Below are 19,129 nucleotides of genomic sequence, written 5' to 3'. Positions count from 1 at the left end.
CCTGCTCCTGTTTCTCGTCCTGGCCCAGGCCCGGACATGGTGGCCTACCGCGTCAGCTGCCGCTCCACGAAGCCGCCGAGCGCGAGGTAGTCCTGATAACGTGACGCGTAGTGCCTGGCGCGCGGCGGGTCGGGCCGGTAGGTCCGCTCGACGCCGGGCGACATGGCCTCCTGCGCGGCCTCGACCCTGGGATGGAGGCCGGCGGCGGTCGCCGCGAACATCGCCGCCCCCACCGCCACGGCTTGATCGCCCGCCGAGACCGCGATGTCCATGTTCATCACGTCGGCCAGGGTCTGCATGATGAAGGGGCTCTTCCTGGCCACGCCGCCCATGGCGATGACACTGTCCAGCCGGATGTCCGCCGACCTGAAGCGCTCGGCGATGGCGCGCGAGCCGAAGGCCGTGGCCTCGACCAGGGCACGGTAGAGCCGCGGAGCGTCCGTCCCCAGGTTGATGCCCGTGATGGCGCCCTTGAGGCGCTGGTTCGCGTCAGGCGTCCTCCGCCCGTTCATCCAGTCCAGGGCCAGGAGGGAATTGTCTTCCAACGGGAGGTCCTTCGCGGCCCGCTCGAGCTCCGGAATGACACGCTCCAGGAGCGCGTCGGCGAGGGGCTGTTTCGTCGCCGTGTCCCCTCCGGAGAGGGCGGGGAGGATCGCCTCGAGAGGCCAGCCGAGGAGCTTCTTGAACCAGGCATAGACGTCACCGAAGGCGGACTGCCCCGCCTCGTAGCCGAGCATTCCCGGGATGATGGAGCCATCGACCTGGCCGCAGATGCCCGGGACCAGCTTCTCCGGCTCCTGCGTCCTGGGCACCACGACCATGTCCAGGCAGCTCGTCCCCAGGATCTTCAACAACTGGCGCGGTTTGATGTTTCCGCCCACGGCGCCCATGTGCGCATCGAAGGCGCCCACGGCGACGACGGTGTCATGCGGCAGACCGAGCTTCGTCGCCCACTCCGCGCAGAGGGTGCCGAAGGGGATGTCCGAGGTGAAGGTCTCCCGCCCGAGAGAGGCCTTGAGCTCCACCAGGCGCGGATGGAGCCGGGCGAGGAACGCGTCCTCGGGGTACCCGCCGAACTCGGCGTGCCACATCGCCTTGTGCCCCGCGGCGCAGCGGCTGCGTTTGATCTTTCCAAGATCATCACACCCCGTCAGGACGGCGGGAACCCAATCACAGAGCTCCAGGACACTGACCGCGGCCTGGGCCACGGAGGGATTGGTCTCGACGACCCGGAGGGCCTTCGCCCAGAACCACTCGCTGGAGTAGATGCCGCCCTCGTACTTCGTGAAGTCGGCGCCGCCCCAGGTCCGCGCCGTCTGGTTGATGCGCTCCGCCTGGGCCACCGAGGTGTGGTCCTTCCACAAGATGAACATGGCATCCGGGTCCTCCCGGAACCCAGACGTGAGGGAGAGAGGCACGCCGCGGCGGTCGGTGAGGACAGGCGTCGAACCGGTCGTGTCCGCCGCGATGCCACGAACCCTGGACGCGACGTCCTTCCCCGCCCGAGCAAGCGCTTCCGTGATGGAAGCCTGCATCGTCTCCAGATAGTCGAGGGGGTGTTGGCGGAACCGGTTCTCGCTCGGCTCGCAGTAGAGCCCCTTCGCCCAGCGGGGATAGTGTTGGACCGACACGCTCACCACCTCCCCGTCCGACGCGTCAACGACCACCGCCCGGACGGAGTCCGTTCCAAAATCAATCCCGATGACAAACGCCTCGCGCTTCATGGGGAGGGACCTCCAGGTGAACCGAATTGAGGGGGAGCAGCGGGCTCGAGCGAACCCGGGAATGGCGGCGAATTGTGAGCGCTCACATGCGGGGCGTCAAGCGAAGCGCTTACATTCGTGACGTTTGTATCGCATGATGCGATGCGCAACGCATGACGCGTCGCACAAACATCCCGGCCCACCTGGACAGGCATCATGTCTGCATCCATGAGCGGAGGGCAATGAGGATAGGCTGTCAAAATGAGTGGACCCCAGACGGGACGCAGAACCCCAGATCGCAAGAGCCGCCCGCCCGTGATGGCGGACGTCGCCAAGCTGGCTCGTGTCTCCCATCAAACAGTTTCCCGCGTGCTGCATGACAGCCCGCATGTGAAAGGCGACACCCGCCAGCGCGTGCTCGACGCCATCCGGCAGCTCAACTACCGGCCGAACACGGTGGCGCAGGCGCTGGTCACGGGGCGGACGATGGTCATCGGGGTCGTCAGCTTCGACACCGCGCTCTACGGGCCCGCGTCGACCCTGATTGGCATCGAGGAGGCCGCGCACGAGGCGGGTTACGCGATCAGCATCACCAGCCTGCGGTCGCTGAACCGGGCCTCGGTGCTCGACGCGGTGCTGCGCCTGCGCAACCAGGGCGTGGATGGTGTCGTGGTCATCGCGCCACAAAAGACGGCGGTGGAGGCACTGCGGCACCTGCCACCCGGCGTTCCCGTGGTCACGGTCGAGGCCGGCGCCAACAGCCCGGTGCCGATGGTCGCCGTGGACCAGCGCGGCGGCGCGATGGCCGCCACGCAGCACCTGCTCGACCTGGGACATCGGACTGTCTGGCACATCGCCGGGCCAGCGGATTGGATCGAGGCCGAGCAGCGGGTCGCCGGTTGGCGAGCGGCGCTGAAGAAGGCCGGCGCCCCGGCGCCTCCCCTGCTCCGCGGCGACTGGAGCGCCCACTCCGGCTACGAGCTCGGACGGCAGTTGGTCCAGACGCCCGACGTGACGGCCGTCTTCGTGGCCAATGATCAGATGGCCCTGGGGCTCTTGTGCCAGCTCCACGAGGCCGGCCGTGAGATTCCACGGCAGATCAGCATCGTCGGGTTCGACGACATCCCCGAAGCCGCGTACTTCACGCCGCCGCTGACCACGGTGCGCCAGGACTTCGCCGAGGTCGGGCGGCGCTGCATCCATCTCCTGCTCGGCCAGCTCGAGGGCTCCGCGCGGACCAGGGAGCACGTCGTGGTCCCGACGCAGCTCATCCTGCGCAAGAGCACCTCCCCGGCGAAGAGGCGCTGAGGCCGCCTCACCCGGGCAGCACGCCGCGAGAGATCGCGGCGACGAGCGCCTCCTCCTGGCCCAGCTCGTGCGCGAGATCGAACGTCGTATAGCGATTCCGGAGCAGACGGACGTTGCGCACGGGCAGCAGCCGATAGTGCTCGTCGATCCCCAGCTCGTCGAGCGAGAAGGGAAAGCCAGCACCGGCCAGCAGGTCGATCGCGTCGGAGAGCTCCTTCAGCAGGGGCTCGGCCATGCCCTGAATGGACTCCCTGGCTCGGGCAAACGCGCCCAGGCGTTGGGCCAGCGTCGCGCGGTCGAGCACCCGGCCCCTCATCTCCTCCGAGATCTTCTGCCGGAAGGGGCGCATCCTCGCCTCCAACCGCTCGTCCCATGACGGCTCACGCTCGAGCGCCACGAGCCTCCCCTCCAGGTCCACCTCCGCCTCCGCCAGCCGGCGGTACCAATCGGCATAGCCGGGCAGGACGAGTCGGCACGCGGCGCCGACCAACAGCCCGTGCAGGTCGTGCTCCTCCTCGGCCACGGCGCCCGCCATTTCCCAGAAATGCGCGAGGGTGTGCTCGGCCGAGGCCGCCGGCCGCGAGCTGCCCAGGGCCTGCATCGCGAACCCCGACACGAGCGCCGCCTCGGTGAGAGAGCGAACCGCCGCGAGGGGATGGGTCTGCCAGGTGCGCGCGGCCGCGAGCGCCTCCCGGGCGGACCCGAGGGCCAGGCCGGCGATGGTGTCGCAGAGGGATTCGCGCGCCACCACCCGGGCGAGGTTCCAGTCGAGATGGGCCAGGTACTTGGCCAGCAGATCTCCCAGGCCCGCGAGGAACAGCGGGCGGGGGGCCCGGCCAATCACCTCCAGATCGCCCACGATGACCTCGGAAGGCCGGGCCGGGACGGCCTGATGGTACCCCGCGATGCGGATCGCCGCGGTCGCCGAGCTGTAGGCATCCACCGAGGGCGCGGTCACGACGCACCAGTTGGGTATGCCGGTGTCCAGGGACACCTTCTTCACCAGATCGCTGATGACACCGCTGCCCACGCTGACCAGGAGCTCCGGGGAGAGCGCCCGCACCTCGGCGGAGAGCTCATTCACCAGCGCCAGTGTCGGGACCGGCCTCGGCTCCCCGGGAAGGATGCGCGCGGCAATCCGGCTGGCGCTGACGGCCGTCTTCCACCGCTCCGCCGCGGCGGCTTCCGTGTGCTCGTCACTCAGCACCCAGAGCACCGGACCGCTCCCCCGCTCCCGTCGGAGGAGCCCGGCCGACTCCCGCAGTGCATCCTCGCCGACGAGGACCTGCTTCACCGAGATGCGGTGCTGCTTCCCACAGGTACAGGCGAGCACCCCGTCCGGACCGAGGCGCTCGAGGAGTTCTCGCAGAGATGAAGTGGACATTCGCGCAACCTAACCAAGGCGGGAAGCGACGCGCCATACACTTTGGTGAAGCGCCGGGCGGGCGTCGAACCGAGGCAAGCGGTTGAGGCAGACATCGCTCGGCCGCAACCGGCGCCGCCCTGAATGTTGGCTTCAGAACGGGCGCGGGAAGCAGCACGGGAGCTGCACTCACCGCCTGACAGTCTATGCCGCAATGCGTTGCATGGATGATGCGGCGCGTTGCCTGAATTATCTGGATTCAGCGTCTTGACCGTCGGTGCGGAGTCCATTCACCCTGACACGATTCGAGGCGTTCGCCCTGATGTTCGCCTCGATGTCCCGCCACCCCAACCCCGAGGAACTCCCATGTGTCGAAAGCAAGTGGTGAGCAACTCCCGGCCCGGCATGTTAGCGCTCACATGCCGGGCCCCCCCTCTGGCCCTCCTTCCGGTTTTGTGGGCCGCTCTTCTACTGTTCGCGCTCCGGCCAACCCCGGCGAACGCGAACACGAGCGTGTACACCATGAGCGCATTCACGAGCTCCAGTGAATCGAACATGTATGTGTACCAGTCCTATAACGGAACCCATTACGGGCTGATGAAGGGACCCGCGTACACCCCCCCGTCGGGGTTGATCCGGGATCCCAGCATCCTGAAGCACACCGACGGGATGTACTACGTCACCTACACCACGAACTGGGAAGGCAACACGATCGGCTTCGCCCGAAGCACCGACCGCGTGAACTGGACCTTCCTCCGGAATGTCACGCTCCCCGTCGCGAACCTGCAGAACACCTGGGCGCCGGAGTGGTTCAAGGACAGCGATGGCAGCGTCAACATCATCGTGTCCCTGCGCACGACGGGCACGAGCAACTTCACCCCCCATGTCATCAAGGCGCAGAACAGCTCCCTGTCCGCCTGGTCCGCGCCCGTGCCGCTGGCGGGATTGAGTCCCAATTACATCGACACCTTCATCGTCAAGATGGGGAGCACCTACCACGCGTTCACCAAGAACGAGACCACCAAGTACATCGAGTACGCGACGTCCTCCAGCCTGACCGGCCCCTACACCTTCCGAGGCACCGGAGATTGGGCGGGCTGGGGAAACTGGGTGGAAGGCCCGGCCCTGTACCAGCTGGACGATGGCACTTGGCGGATCCTCTTCGACGGGTACACCGCCGGGAAGTACTACTACAGCGACTCCACCAACACCTTCGCCTCCTGGTCGGCCAGGAAGGAGCTCCCCTCGCTCACGGGCTTCGTCCGGCACCTCACCGTGCTGAAGGAAACGGGGCAGCCCGGCGATATCAGGCGTCTCCAGTCCTTCAACTTCCAGACCCGCTTCGCCCGCCATTACAACTATCAGGCCCGCCTCGACGCGAATGTGTCACCGGTCGAGGACTCGCGGTTCCGGATCGTCCCCGGCCTGGCCGACAGCGGCGCCATCTCGTTCGAGTCCGTCAACTTCCCCGGCTACTTCCTGAGGCATGACAACTACCTGCTCGTCCTCGCGAAGAATGACGGCACGAGCCAGTTCAAGCAGGACGCCACCTTCAGGGACGTTCCCGGTCTGGCCAACTCAAGCTGGTACTCCTACGAGTCATACAACCTGCCCGGTTACTACATCCGACACTACGACTACGTGCTCCGGGTGGATCCCATCTCCACCTCGGTCGAAATAGCGGACGCGACGTTCAAGGAAGTCTCCCCCTGACCCGACAAAAGGAAGGAATTCCCATGACCCCGTCATCCTTCGCCAGGCAGTTCGCCCCCGCTCTATTTGTCGCATCCCTGGTCTTGCTGCTGACGGCGGGTACCGCCGGAGCCGCGGCCCCGCAGTACACGAACCCCCTGATTCAGCAACGGGCCGATCCCCATATCTACAAACACACCGACGGCTATTACTACTTCACCGCGTCCGTTCCGGAGTACGACCGGATCATCCTGCGGCGCGCGAAGACGATCCAAGGCCTGGCGACCGCTTCGGAAACGGTCATCTGGAGGAAGCATGCGTCCGGCGAGATGGCCGCGCACATCTGGGCGCCGGAGATCCACTTCATCAATGGCAAGTGGTACATCTACTTCGCGGCGGGAGCCTCCAACGACATCTGGAGAATCCGCATCTATGCCCTCGAGAACGCCAGCGCCAATCCCCTGAGCGGCACCTGGACCGAGAAAGGCCGCGTCTACACACACGTGGATTCGTTCTCGCTCGATGCGACCACCTTCGAGCACAACGGACAGCGGTACATGCTCTGGGCGCAGAAGGACCCGGAGAGCAACCTGTACATCGCGAAGATGAGCAGTCCCACCACCATCACCCTGCCCGCGGTCCTCATCGCGAAGCCCGAGTACACCTGGGAGACCCAGGGCTTCTGGGTCAACGAGGGCCCAGCGGTCATCAAGCGGAACGGAAGGATTTTCGTCGCCTACTCCGCCAGCAAGACCGATGACCGCTATTGCATCGGACTGCTGACGGCCTCCGCGAACAGCGATCTGCTCAATCCGGCATCCTGGACGAAGTCGCCGAATCCCGTCTTCACCAGCAACGAGAAGACGAGCCAGTACGGCCCTGGCCACAACTCCTTCGTCGTAGCCGAGGACGGGCAGAGCGACATCCTCGTCCACCATGCGCGGAACTATAAGACGATCGTCGGAGATCCCCTCTACGACCCGAACCGTCATACCCGCGTGCAAAAGCTCTATTGGAACGCGGACGGAACCCCCAACTTCGGGATTCCGGTCGCGGAAGGGCTCACCCCCTTCCGGTTCAAGTCCCACAACCTGCCGAGCTACGTCATCCGGCACTGGGAGTACAGGGCGAAGCTCGAGACGAACGTCAGCAACCTGGGGGATTCGCAGTTCAGGCTCGTGCCAGGGCTCGCCGGCTCCGGCACGGTCTCGTTCGAGTCGGCGAACTTCCCGGGCTATTACCTGCGGCACAAGAACTTCGAGCTGTGGGTGGAGAAGAACGACGGCTCCACCACGTTCAAGAACGACGCGTCCTTCCACCAGAGAGCGGGTCTGGCGGACAGCGGTGGCTTGTCCTTCGAGTCGTACAACTACCCCGGCAGGTACATCCGCCACTACGACCACCTGCTCTACGTCCAGACGCTCTCCACCGCCCTCGACCGGTCCGACGCGACGTTCCATCTGGATTGATGGCCCTCGAGGCTCCGGCTGCTTCGGCTGGCAGGGCTCGCGGCGCAGGTCCGTCTCCAGGAGGCGGGGCTCGTTCACCTTGATACCCAGCAGGGGATCGCGCCATGCGAAGAGGCAGGACGGCGGGTCATCGCGAGCACCCGGTTGACCATCGCCGTCCGCCGCCGGACGTCCCGTCTTCGCACCGAACACGAGGGACGGGTTATCCCGGAGAGGGGCCCCCTCCAGGACTGGGAAGGGGCGCCTCTCCTGATTGCCAGTCAGGCGGGCTTGCGCTCAGCCGCAGGCCGGCGTGAGGCAACCGCAGACGGTACCGCCACCAGCGGGCGGCGTGTTCGTCCACTGCCCGTTCCAGGTGGCCTTCGCGTTGGCGCACACGGTCGGGCAGCGCTTGTCCGCATCCTGCTGGTTGGCCAGGGGCGTCGTCTTCACGTCCGCGGCCTTCATCAGGTAGCAGTCGCAGACGGGCCCGGCCCCGGAGGGCGGCGTGTTCGTCCACTGCCCGTTCCACTTCTCGTAGCCGGCGCTCGTACAAACCGCCGGGCACCGATTGTTGGCATCCTGCTGGTTGGCGATGGGCGCGGTCTTCGCGTCACAAGAAGGAGCATCCGCCGCACGCGCAACACCGACAGACACGAACACCAGCACCGCCGTCATCACACTCAGCATCCACTTCATGGTTCCCTCTCCTTTTGGGGCTGCGGGAATGAGTGGACAGTTCGGAGAGCGAGGCTCGCGGGATGTGATGGGCTTCATCCGCGAAACGTGACACCCGTCACAGTCATTTATTACTTGTTGGTATGGGAACGGGGGGCCGTGCTCGCCGGCCTCATGCGGTGCATCTGGTGGAGCGGACGCTGCCGCACGTCCATGGCAGGACGCTGACGCTGGAGCCCGTTGGTCACGTCTTGCGCCCATCCGCGTCATCGAGGAGGCCGCGGATGTCGGCATATATCTCTCGCCACTCCCGCTCGCTCACCTTCATGAAGCCGAAGGTGCGCAGCATGAAGATTCCTTCGTTGGCGAGAAAGGCCAGCCGCGCGCGCCGCCCCTCCGGAGTCGACACGTCGATGCCGTCCAACTGCGACGCATACCACTGGTGGAATTGCTTCAGGTACTCGGGCGCATTGAGCAGGGCCGCCATCATGCCCGCCGCTCGGTCCCCCTCGGCCTTGTCGGTGCGGTACGTGACCTCGATATAGGCGCGCAGTCGCGCCATGGGCGACGGATCCTCCCCGACCAGTCGCGAGATTTCGGCGTAGAACTCCGTTCCCCACCGCTCGTACATCGCCGCGATCAGCTGGTCCTTGGTGCCGAAGCTCGATTGCACGCCACCTTTCGAAATGCCCGCTGCCTTGGCCACGGCATCAATCGTCAGCGCCGCGATGCCCCTGGTCCGAACGATCGACTCCGCCGCGTCCAGGACGCTGTCACGGTCCACCGCCTGGTAACGCCCCATTGCGCCTCCTTGCTTTTGAATACGCCCGTATTTATAGTCCACCCCGGGCGCGCGACACCACCGCGGCCAGGACTCCATCGGGTGAGTGCGTGAATTCCCAGAAGAAATGGTTGGTGATGGCGGTAGTTTCCGTCGCGCTGCTGTTGATCGTCGTCGACATGACGGTGCTGTACACCGCCTTGCCCGTCTTGACCCACGCGCTGGGCGCCTCGGCTTCCGCCAAGCTGTGGGTCATCAATGCCTATTCGCTGGTCATGTCAGGCCTGCTCCTCGGCATGGGCTCGCTGGGCGACCGGATCGGCCATAAGCAGCTGTTTCTAGGCGGGTTGGTGGTGTTCGGGGGCGCTTCCGCGTGCGCCGCCTTCTCGCCGTCGGCGGCCGCGCTGATCGCGTCGCGAGCAGCGCTCGGCGTGGGGGCGGCCATGATGATGCCGGCCACCTTGTCCATCATCCGCATCACCTTCACTGATGACCGCGAGCGTGCCGTTGCCATTGGTATCTGGGCCGCGGTCGCATCGGGCGGCGCGGCATTGGGGCCCCTGGTGGGCGGGCTGCTGCTCGCGCATTTCTGGTGGGGCGCGGTGTTCCTGGTCAACGTCCCCATCGTGGTGTTGACACTGCCGTGTGCCTGGCGGCTGATTCCCGAGAGTCGTAGCGAGACCTCACGCCCCTGGGACCTGGCCGGCTCGGTGCAGGTGATGATGGGATTGGTCGGGCTGGTCTATGCGATCAAGGAATGCGGCAAGCGCGCCCCGTCATGGACGACGGCCCTGCTGGCGTTCGCCGTGGGAGCGACCTTCCTGGCGGTGTTCGCGCGCCGGCAGCGCCGCAGCGTCCACCCGCTGCTCGACTTCGCCTTGTTCCGCCAGCCCGCCTTCATGGCGGCGGTGGCGGCGGCTGTCATCGCCTCATCCGCCCTGGTGGGCTGGCAGCTCGTGTTCAGCCAGCGACTGCAGCTGGTGCTCGGACTGTCGCCGCTCCAAGTGGGTTTGTTCACGCTACCCCTGCCGCTTGCCTCCTTCGTCGCCGGCCCGCTGACGGGATGGCTGTTGGCGCGGGTGGGGGATATCCAGGTCATATCGACCGCTTTGCTCTGCGCCGCATTGGGCATGGGCGGCTACCTGCTGGCGCATGACGCTCCTGCCGTCCTACAGGTCGCGAGCCTGCTGGTGCTCGGCGCCGGCATCGGAGCGACCATGACGGCGGCCTCCAACACGATCCTGCACCGAGCGCCGCCAGAGCGCGCCGGCATGGCGGCGTCAGTCGAGGAGGTGTCCTACGAGCTGGGCGGCGCGCTTGGCGTGACGGTGATGGGCAGCATCCTGTCCGCGGTCTATGCGGCGTCGCTTTCCGTCCCGGCAAACCTGGCTCTGCCCACCGTGGTCCAGGACAGCCTGGACGAGGCGCTGAGCGTCGCCGAGGGCCTGCCACCCGCATCGGGCTTGCTCATCCGCGCGCTCGCCCGCTCGGCATTCGACAGCGCGTTCGTGGCCGTGCTGACGACGGCCACGGGCATGCTGTTGGTGACGGCCGCGTGGGTGTGGCGCTGCGGCCAGCGCGAAACCGCTCGCCGCGGCGCTCAGCGGCTCGAAGCACCCTTGTAGGAGCTCCTTTGAGAGGATGAGAAAGGCCATGAGGAGAACGCACTTCTCCGGGCCACGATTCGATTGACCCTCCATCCTCCGGCCGCTAGGTAGGGGGCCTCTTCGAAATACCGAGCCTTCCCACCTGACCACGAGCCTCCGCGTGGCCGGTGCGCGCCCTGGCTCCGATTCACCCTCACCCGTCACAGTCCATGTCCTGGACCGTCCAGGAACGCTCCATGCACTCCGCCCGAAACCGGACGCCCTTCTTCCGCACCCTCGCCCTCGTTTCCGTCCTGGGGGGTGCGGCCTGCAAGCCCTCCGAAGCGCCTCCTCCGGCCGCACCTCCAGCCGTGGAGGTGGGGACGATCACCGTGCAACCCTCGAGCATTCCGGTGCTCGATGAATTGCCGGGGCGCATCGCTCCGACACGGAGCGCCGAGGTGCGTCCGCGCGTGTCCGGCATCATCGTCGAGCGCGTCTTCCGGCAGGGTGGCAGCGTGAAGGCGGGGGACGTGCTCTTCAAGCTCGACGCGTCGATGTACGAGGTCGAACGTGCCAGCGCGAGGGCCGTGTTGGCGAAGGCCGAGGTGACGGCCGCGGAGGCCCGCCAGCAGGCGGAACGGGGCGACACGCTCCTGGCCAGCGGCGTCGTCACCCAGGAGCAGCACGAAACGCTCCAGGCCGCGCTCCGGCGTGCCGAGGCCGATGTCGCGGCGGCCCGGGCGGCGGTGCGCCGCGCGGAGCTCAACCTGGAGTACACGACGATCCGCGCGCCCATCGGCGGAAGGATCGGCCGGGCCCTGGTGACGGAAGGCGCGCTCGTGAGCGCGGGAGAGCCCACCGCGCTCGCGCTCATCCAGCAGCTCGATCCGGTCTACGTGGACTTCACCCAGCCCGCGATGGAGCTCCGCCGCCTGCGCCAGGCATTCAAGGACGGGCGCATCCAGGGCAGCACCCCCGAGCAGGCGAACATCCAGCTGGTCCTCGACGATGGTTCCCTCTATGCGAAGGCGGGGCGGCTGCTCTTCTCGGACGTGACGGTGGATCCCGGCAGCGGGCAGGTGACGGTGCGCGGTGAGTTCCCCAATCCGGATGCCGAGCTCCTTCCTGGCATGTACGTGCGGGGACGCATCGAGCAGGGCACCCTCAGCGAGGCGCTCGCCGTGCCCCAGCAGGCCATCCAGCGGGACAACGCGGGCAAGTCCCAGGTCTTCGTGGTCGCGCGCGATGGCACCGCCGAGGTGCGCCCGGTGCGCGTCTCCCGCGTCTATCAGGAGCAGGCGGTGATCCAGGAAGGCCTGAAGGCGGGCGATCAGGTCATCGTCGATGGCTTCCAGAAGATCGCCGCGGGCGCACCGGTCAAGCCGGTGGCCTGGACCGCGCCTGGAACCGGAATCAACCCCTCCCAGCCTCGATAGGGCCCACCGCCATGCCTCGTTTCTTCATCGACAGGCCCATCTTCGCCTGGGTCATCGCGCTGTTCATCATCATGGGGGGCGTGCTCGCCATCCCCAACCTGCCCGTGGCGCAGTACCCCAACGTGGCGCCGCCGCAGATCACCATCTCGACCTTCTATCCGGGCGCATCGCCCGAGGAGCTCTACCAGAGCGTCACGCGCATCATCGAGGAGGAGCTCAACGGCACGAAGTCGTTGCTCTACTTCGAGTCGACCAGTGAGGCGACGGGAGCGGTCACCATCACCGCGACCTTCGCGCCGGGGACGGACCCCTCCCTGGCCGCCGTGGATCTCCAGAACCGTGTCAAACGGGTCGAGCCCCGGTTGCCGCTCGCCGTGTCACAGCAGGGCCTGCAGATCGAGGAAGCGGGCAGCGGCTTCCTCATGATGGTGACGTTGCGGTCCATCGACGACAGCTTCGACGAGATCGGCCTGGGGGATTACCTCTCGCGCAACGTGCTCAATGAGTTGCGGCGCATCCCGGGCGTGGGCCGGGCGCAGCTCTTCTCCTTCGAGCGCGCCATGCGCATCTGGGTGGATCCCACCAGGCTGCAGGGACTGGGCCTCACCTCCCAGGACGTGACGAACGCCATCCGCGCGCAGAACGCCCAGGTCGCGGCGGGCTCGCTCGGAGCGCAACCCGGACCGGCGACCCAGAAGGTCGCGGCGACCGTGCTGGTGAAGGGCCAGTTGACCTCGCCGGAGGAGTTCGGAGCGATCGTGCTTCGCGCGAACGCGGATGGTTCCTCCGTGCGCCTGCGGGATGTGGCCCGCGTGGAGCTGGGCGGTCAGAATTATTCCATCTCCTCTCGGCTCAATGGTCAGCCGAGCGCGGCGATCGGTGTCCAGCTGTCCCCCACGGGCAATGCGCTCGCGACCTCGACGGCCGTCCGCGCGAAGATGGAGGAGCTGTCCCGGTTCTTCCCGGCGGGCATCGCATACGACATTCCCTATGACACGGCCCCGTTCGTGGGCGTGTCCATCGAGAAGGTCCTCCACACGCTCGCCGAGGCGGTGCTCCTGGTCTTCCTGGTGATGTTCCTGTTCCTCCAGAACATCCGCTACACGCTCATTCCCACCCTCATCGTCCCCATCGCCCTGCTCGGCACCTGCGCGGTGATGTTCGCGATGGGCTTCTCCATCAACGTGCTCACCATGTTCGCCATGGTGCTCGCGATCGGCATCCTCGTGGACGACGCCATCGTGGTCATCGAGAACGTGGAGCGCATCATGAGCGAGGAGGGCCTGTCTCCACGCGAGGCCACGCAGAAGGCCATGAAGCAGATTACCGGGGCCGTCATCGGCATCACGCTCGTGCTCAGCGCCGTCTTCGTGCCCATGGCCTTCTTCCCCGGTTCCGTCGGCGTCATCTACAAGCAGTTCTCGCTGACCATGGTGGTGTCCATCCTGTTCTCGGCGCTGCTCGCCCTGTCCCTGACGCCAGCGCTCTGCGCGACCTTCCTCAAGCCCGTCATCCGAGGACACGCGCACGCGAGCTCGGGGTTCTTCGGCTGGTTCAACCGCGGCTTCGAGCGCACCTCCCACGCCTACCGTGGACTCGTGAGCCGCACCCTGCATCGTGCGGGCCGGTTCATGCTCATCTACGCCGCGGTGCTCGCGGCCCTCGGCTGGCTGTTCGTCCAGCTCCCCTCGTCCTTCATCCCGAACGAGGACCAGGGCTTCATCATCCTCGGCGTGCAGGCGCCACCGGAGGCCACGGTCAACCGGACGCTGGATGCGGTGGTCCAGATGGAGAAGACGCTGCTGGCCGAGCCGGGAGTGGCCCGGGTCGTGGCCATCCTGGGCTTCAGCTTCTCCGGCCAGGGGCAGAACGCGGCCCTGAGCTTCGCGACGCTGAAGCCCTGGGAGGAGCGAGGAGCGGATGACAGCGCGGAAGCCATCGCCGCGCGGGCGAACGCGGCGCTTTCGGCGGTGCGGGATGCCTTCATCTTCGCGCTCTCGCCTCCGCCCATCGAGGGACTGGGAAACACGGGCGGCTTCTCCTTCCGGCTGGAAGACCGGGCGGGCCTGGGACAGGAGGCGCTCGCCGCCGCGAGGGATCAACTGCTGGCGGCCGCCGCCCAGAGTCCCGTCCTCACCGGCGTGATGTTCGAGGGTCTGGCGAACGCACCGCAGGTCGAGCTGCGCATCGATCGCGAGAAGGCCAGCGCGCTCGGGCTCACGTTCGCGGAAATCAACGAGACCCTCTCCACCAACCTGGGCTCGGCCTACTCCAATGACTTTCCCAACGCGGGCCGGATGCAGCGGGTGATCGTCCAGGCGGAGGGAAGCCGGCGCATGCAGACGGAGGATCTCCTCGCGCTCAACGTGCGCAACCGCGAGGGCACCCTGGTGCCCCTCTCCGCCTTCGCCACGGTGGACTGGCGGGTGGGGTCCTCCCAGGTCATCGGCTACAACGGCTACCCCGCGGCCCGCATCAGCGGCAACGCGGCTCCCGGTCATTCGAGCGGTGAGGCCCTCCAGGAGATGGAGCGCCTGGCGAGCCAGCTCCCCCGGGGGTTTGGCTTTGATTGGAGCGGACAATCCCTGCAGGAAATCCAGTCGGGCTCGCAGGCCCCGTTCCTGATCGCCCTGTCCATGCTGTTCGTGTTCCTGTGCCTGGCCGCCCTCTATGAGAGCTGGTCCATTCCCCTGGCCGTGATGCTCGTCGTTCCCCTGGGAGTGCTCGGCTCGGTGCTGGCCGTCATGCTCCGGGGAATGAGCAACGATGTCTACTTCAAGGTCGGGCTCATCACCATCATCGGCCTGTCGGCGAAGAACGCCATTCTGATCATCGAGTTCGCCAAGGAGCTCCGGGAACAGGGCAGGCCGCTCCTGGACGCGGCCCTCGAGGCCGCGCAGCTGCGCTTCCGTCCCATCCTCATGACCTCGCTCGCCTTCACGCTGGGCGTGGTCCCGCTCGCCATCGCGAATGGACCCGGCGCCGCCAGCCAGCGCGCCATCGGCACGGGGGTGCTCGGGGGGATGCTGTCCGCCACGGTGCTCGCGGTGATCTTCGTGCCGGTCTTCTACGTCTTCATCATGCGGCTGCTCAGCCCGAGGACCGTGGAACCCCGAGAGGCGCGTCTTCCAGAGCCCACGAATTGAACGGGGGGGGGGCGGCGTCGCTACACTTGGGGCCATCCCCATGCACACCGCCCCTCCTTCGGACTGCTTCGTACGGTCTGACGCGTCCGCGCGTCCGCCTCGCTGGCCCACCCTCCTCCTGTCCCTGGCCCTGGTGGCCTCCACGGGCTGCCCGGACCCGGAGCCGAAGCCCCCGAGCCCCGTTACCGGGCCACCATCCGCCGCACCGCCCACGGCATTCCCCACATCACCGCCCCCAACCTCGGCGGCGCGGGCTTCGGTCAGGGGTATGCCTTCGCCCAGGATCATGCCTGCACCCTGGCGGATCAGATCATCAAGGTTCGCGGCGAGCGCGCCCGCTTCTTCGGGGCAGGCCCCGGGGACGCCCATCTCTCCAGCGACTTCGCCTACCACGCCCTGGACCTGCTCGAGCGAGGCCGGGCCGGCCTCGAAACCCAGCCCGAGGACTCCCGTCAATTCCTCGAAGGGTTCACCGCCGGCTACAACCACTTCCTGGAGAGCCCCGGGGCCACGCGGTTGTCCTGCGCCGGGCAGCCCTGGCTGCGCCCCATCGGCGCGGACGAGATGGTGGCCTACCTCATCAACATCACGCTGACGGCCAGCGGCTACCGCCTCATCGACACCATCGCCGCGGCGCAGCCCCCCAGCCCGAAGGGCGTGCAGTCCGTACCGCCCCCCCTGCCTCCGCGCGAGGAGGCGGGCCTCGCCAGCAACGGCTGGGCGCTGGGCGCCGAGCGCACGGCCAACGGGCGCGGCATGGTGCTGGCCAACCCGCACTTCCCCTGGGAGGGCGAGCTGCGGCTGTGGGAGAGCCACCTCACCGTGCCCGGCCAGCTCGACGTCTACGGCGTCTCCCTGCTCGGCGCGCCCGGTGTCCTCATCGGCTTCAACAAGGACGTGGCCTGGACGCATACCTTCTCGTCCGGCTCGCGCTTCACGGCCTACCTGTTGAAGCTCGTCCCCGGAAGGCCCACCACGTATGAGTATGAGGGCCAGGAGCGGGAGATGACGGCCCGGACCTTCACCGTCCAGGTGCTGCAGCCCGATGGCTCGCTGAAGGACGTCTCCCGTACCCTCTACAGCAGCCACCACGGCCCCCTGCTGGCCCTGCCCGGCCTGGGGTGGACCGGCTCCACCGCCGTCAGCTACCGGGACGCCAACCTCGACAACACCACCTTCTTCACCCAGTTCCTGGACATGGGACGGGCCACCAGCCTCCAGCAGTACCAGGAGGTCTTCGCCACCGCGCAGGGCAGCCCCTGGGTGAACACCATGGCCGCGGATCGCGAGGGGAACGTCTGGTACACGGATGCCTCACCCACGCCCAACCTCAGTGCCGAGGCTCTGGCGAGGTGGCGGCAGGCGGTCGCCACGCCCGGCTCGCCGCAGGCCGCGCTGCAGGCCCAGGGCATCGTGCTGCTCGACGGGAGCACCGCCGTCAACGAGTGGGTGGTGGAGCCCGGAGCGCGCAGCCCGGGGCTCGTTCCCTTCTCGCGGGTGCCACAGCTGTCCCGCCGCGACTTCGTCTTCAACGCCAATGACAGCTATTGGCTGGCCAACCCCGCGGAGCCCCTGGAGGGCTTCTCCCCCCTGCACGGCTTCGAGCGCGTGCCCCAGTCGCCCCGTACCCGGATGAACCTCGTCGCGCTCACCGAGGTGCGCGAGGGAGGCGCCTCCGGCCCCGATGGCCGGTTCACCCTCGAGGAGCTGCAGGCCACCGTTCTCGACAACCGCGGCATGACGGCCGAGCTGCTGCGCGCGCAGGTGGTCCAGCGCTGCCAGGGCAACCCCATGGGCACCGCCCGGGGCCAGGGGGTGGACCTCACCCAGGCCTGTGCCGTGCTGGCGGCGTGGGATGGCCACTACGACACGAGCAGCGTGGGAGCCCCCCTCTGGCGCGAGCTGATGGGCGTCTACGGCACCGCGGCCCTGCAGAACGCGGGCACCCTCTTCGCCACGGCCTTCTCTCCCTCACAGCCCATGGAGACGCCGAACACGCTCGTGCCAGCGCCCGCGTCGGGGGCGGATCCGCTCCTGGACAAGCTGGCCGAGGCCGTGCTGCGCCTGGGAGATGCCGGCATCGCGGTGGATGCACCGCTGGGCCAGGTGCAGTTCTCGCCACGAGGTGGCCGCACTCCGCTCCATGGTGGCGTGGCGGTGGATGGCACGATGAACGTCGTCAGCTACCGCACCCTGAAGTCCACGCTGGACGAGCCGACACCGCGCGGTACGGTCATCAATTCCACGACGGGCCTCACCACCGACGGCTACGTCATCAACCATGGGACGAGCTTCCTCATGGCCATGCGCTACACCGACAGCGGCCTGGAGGCCCGGGCCCTGCTCACCTACGGCGAGTCCGAGGACCCGTCCCACCTCAACGACCAGCTCCAGCTCTTCGCCCAGAAGCAGTGGCGGCCCATCCTCTTCTCCGAGCAGGAGATCGCCAGCTCGCCAGTCCTCGAGACGACGACCGTCACCCGGGAGTGAGCTGACGCCGCCAGAGGCACCAGGCGGCGGCTTCGATTCCCGCCGCTTCCATGCAGAGCAACCCGCCGCTTTGAACCGAGTTTGGACCAAATCCGGAGGCGTATAAGAAGCCGTGGATGGCGTTAGCTGTGGTTCGCTCAAGGGCAGGCGTCGAGCTGGACGTTCACGTTCTCGATGCGGCTTCCGCTGTTGCAGACCTTCCCGGTGACACCGGACAGATTCTCGTAGTTGGTCAACGAGACGTCTCCCGCGATCGGGTTGGAGATCGAGTTGTCGAAGATCTCGACCCGCATACCGGTCGACCGGAAGTCCGCTGCGATCCCTCTCGCCCAGGTCTGGCCCTTCGATCCATCGGGCATCGTGCCCGGACTGACGATCGTGTTGTCGTGAATCTTTATGGTGCTCTGAACCCTGCCGATGATCTCGATGGCGTTGCCATAGCCCCTTTCCACCCGGTTGTGGTGAATGGAGCCATAGGTTTCGTAGCCGTAGGTGATGCCTGAATCCCAGCCGGTGTCCTTGTTGAGGGCGTATCCGTAGACATCGTTATAGGCCGTCTCACAACCCTCCAGACAAAGCCTGACTTTGATGGCGTTGTTTCCGTTGTTCCGGAAGATGTTGTTGAGGGTCTTCACATTCGCAAGGCGCGCGGCCTTCACCTGCACATCGGAGCCATTGCAGCTCATCGTCATGCTCTCGGCGTTGTGGAAACCAAAATAGGTCCCTTCCCAGAGCGTGTTCTCGAATCGATTGTTCTTGACCACGAAGTTTCTCATGACGAAAGGGTGCCAGGCCTTGGGGCGACTGCAGCGAGGATCCTCTTTGATCATGATCCCGTGTGCGGCTTCCGCGACGTGGACACCGCTGATCTCCATGTCGTGGGAGGTGCCGGACACCTCGAACCCGCCGCGGCCGACGGAGTTCCTCACGTAGAAGCCGTACTCACCGGGAACGGCCGAGCGGAAGACCACATGAGAGCTGTTCTCGAAGCTGATACCCCAGTTGCCCTGCTGGGTGCCGACGACCTTCACCTGCCCGCCATGATTCGCGATGGTGATCGGGTTACCGGCGCAGCCGTTCACGCCGACGATGCCAATCCCGTAATAGGTTCCTGCTCGAATCCCCACGACGTCGCCGCAGTTCACTCCGGAGATGCCAGAAGGCAGGTGGATCTGTCCGCTTCCGGTGCCGATGATGACGTCGAAGTGGGTGATGGGCTTGTCGGAGGGGTCGGTGCTGCCCGCATCTGGCTCGACTTCCGGTGGCGTTCCCGCGTCCGCCTCCGGCTGGCTCGTCCCAGCATCGTGATTCGGACCGGGCTCGGAGGCATCAGTGCCGCCGGAGAACACCTCTCCTCCACACCCGATGAGCGAGAGTGAAGCGAACGCTGCGACGACCGCGCGACCAAACATGGAAACTCCGTGCGTGAAAGGGCCTGAGACATCAGGACGCCCGTGCCGTTACGTCAGCCCCCACGATTGCACGCGCGCACGCG

Annotated in this window: 12 protein-coding genes; 7 read left to right on the top strand and 5 right to left on the bottom strand. The window is 66.9% G+C overall.

The window, feature by feature from the left end; translation table 11 throughout:
* Nucleotides 1–44 precede the first annotated feature (44 nt).
* Nucleotides 45–1,724 carry a ribulokinase gene (locus tag JQX13_RS15585; RefSeq protein WP_203409801.1) on the bottom strand — a complete coding sequence of 560 codons (1,680 nt, stop codon included), beginning with the start codon at nucleotides 1,722–1,724 and terminating at the stop codon, nucleotides 45–47.
* Nucleotides 1,725–2,021: 297 nt separating this feature from the next.
* Between JQX13_RS15585 and JQX13_RS15580 the strand changes: the two genes are divergently transcribed.
* Nucleotides 2,022–3,011: a LacI family DNA-binding transcriptional regulator gene (locus JQX13_RS15580; protein WP_203409800.1), complete on the top strand. Its 990-nt coding sequence runs from the start codon at nucleotides 2,022–2,024 to the stop codon at nucleotides 3,009–3,011.
* Nucleotides 3,012–3,018: 7 nt separating this feature from the next.
* Here the strand turns inward: JQX13_RS15580 and JQX13_RS15575 are convergent, their stop codons facing one another.
* Nucleotides 3,019–4,395, bottom strand: coding sequence for an iron-containing alcohol dehydrogenase (locus tag JQX13_RS15575; protein WP_203409799.1), 1,377 nt, complete (start codon nucleotides 4,393–4,395; stop codon nucleotides 3,019–3,021).
* A gap of 501 nt (nucleotides 4,396–4,896) precedes the next feature.
* Between JQX13_RS15575 and JQX13_RS15570 the strand changes: the two genes are divergently transcribed.
* Together JQX13_RS15570 and JQX13_RS15565 are read left to right on the top strand one after the other, a co-directional pair.
* On the top strand, nucleotides 4,897–6,087 hold the full coding sequence (locus JQX13_RS15570; RefSeq protein ID WP_239014769.1) for a glycoside hydrolase family 43 protein: 1,191 nt from the start codon (nucleotides 4,897–4,899) through the stop codon (nucleotides 6,085–6,087).
* A 23-nt stretch (nucleotides 6,088–6,110) separates the two neighbouring features.
* Nucleotides 6,111–7,535, top strand: a complete 1,425-nt coding sequence (locus tag JQX13_RS15565) for a family 43 glycosylhydrolase (protein WP_203409797.1) — start codon at nucleotides 6,111–6,113, stop codon at nucleotides 7,533–7,535.
* A 276-nt stretch (nucleotides 7,536–7,811) separates the two neighbouring features.
* Here the strand turns inward: JQX13_RS15565 and JQX13_RS15560 are convergent, their stop codons facing one another.
* Entirely contained in the window at nucleotides 7,812–8,213 is a 402-nt protein-coding gene (locus JQX13_RS15560) for a mannan-binding protein (protein WP_203409796.1), read from the bottom strand.
* 223 nt (nucleotides 8,214–8,436) lie between these two features.
* On the bottom strand, nucleotides 8,437–8,994 hold the full coding sequence (locus JQX13_RS15555; RefSeq protein ID WP_203409795.1) for a TetR/AcrR family transcriptional regulator: 558 nt from the start codon (nucleotides 8,992–8,994) through the stop codon (nucleotides 8,437–8,439).
* An 89-nt stretch (nucleotides 8,995–9,083) separates the two neighbouring features.
* On the opposite strand from JQX13_RS15555, the gene JQX13_RS15550 reads away from it, so the two are divergent.
* From JQX13_RS15550 to JQX13_RS15535, 4 genes are all read left to right on the top strand, one after another.
* Entirely contained in the window at nucleotides 9,084–10,598 is a 1,515-nt protein-coding gene (locus tag JQX13_RS15550; RefSeq protein ID WP_203409794.1) for an MFS transporter, read from the top strand.
* Between the two features lie 218 nt (nucleotides 10,599–10,816).
* Nucleotides 10,817–11,998, top strand: coding sequence for an efflux RND transporter periplasmic adaptor subunit (locus tag JQX13_RS15545; RefSeq protein WP_203409793.1), 1,182 nt, complete (start codon nucleotides 10,817–10,819; stop codon nucleotides 11,996–11,998).
* Between the two features lie 11 nt (nucleotides 11,999–12,009).
* Nucleotides 12,010–15,144: an efflux RND transporter permease subunit gene (locus tag JQX13_RS15540; protein WP_203409792.1), complete on the top strand. Its 3,135-nt coding sequence runs from the start codon at nucleotides 12,010–12,012 to the stop codon at nucleotides 15,142–15,144.
* 147 nt (nucleotides 15,145–15,291) lie between these two features.
* Nucleotides 15,292–17,634 carry an acylase gene (locus JQX13_RS15535; RefSeq protein WP_203412038.1) on the top strand — a complete coding sequence of 781 codons (2,343 nt, stop codon included), beginning with the start codon at nucleotides 15,292–15,294 and terminating at the stop codon, nucleotides 17,632–17,634.
* A gap of 137 nt (nucleotides 17,635–17,771) precedes the next feature.
* On the opposite strand, the gene JQX13_RS15530 is transcribed toward JQX13_RS15535, so the two are convergent.
* Nucleotides 17,772–19,046: a hypothetical protein gene (locus JQX13_RS15530; RefSeq protein WP_203409791.1), complete on the bottom strand. Its 1,275-nt coding sequence runs from the start codon at nucleotides 19,044–19,046 to the stop codon at nucleotides 17,772–17,774.
* Nucleotides 19,047–19,129 lie beyond the last annotated feature (83 nt).

Origin of the sequence: Archangium violaceum (genome assembly GCF_016859125.1) — a bacterium.
Classification (GTDB): Bacteria; Myxococcota; Myxococcia; order Myxococcales; family Myxococcaceae; genus Archangium; species Archangium violaceum_A.
Note: the sequence above shows the minus strand (reverse complement) of the source record. Positions and strands in the feature narration are given on the sequence as shown.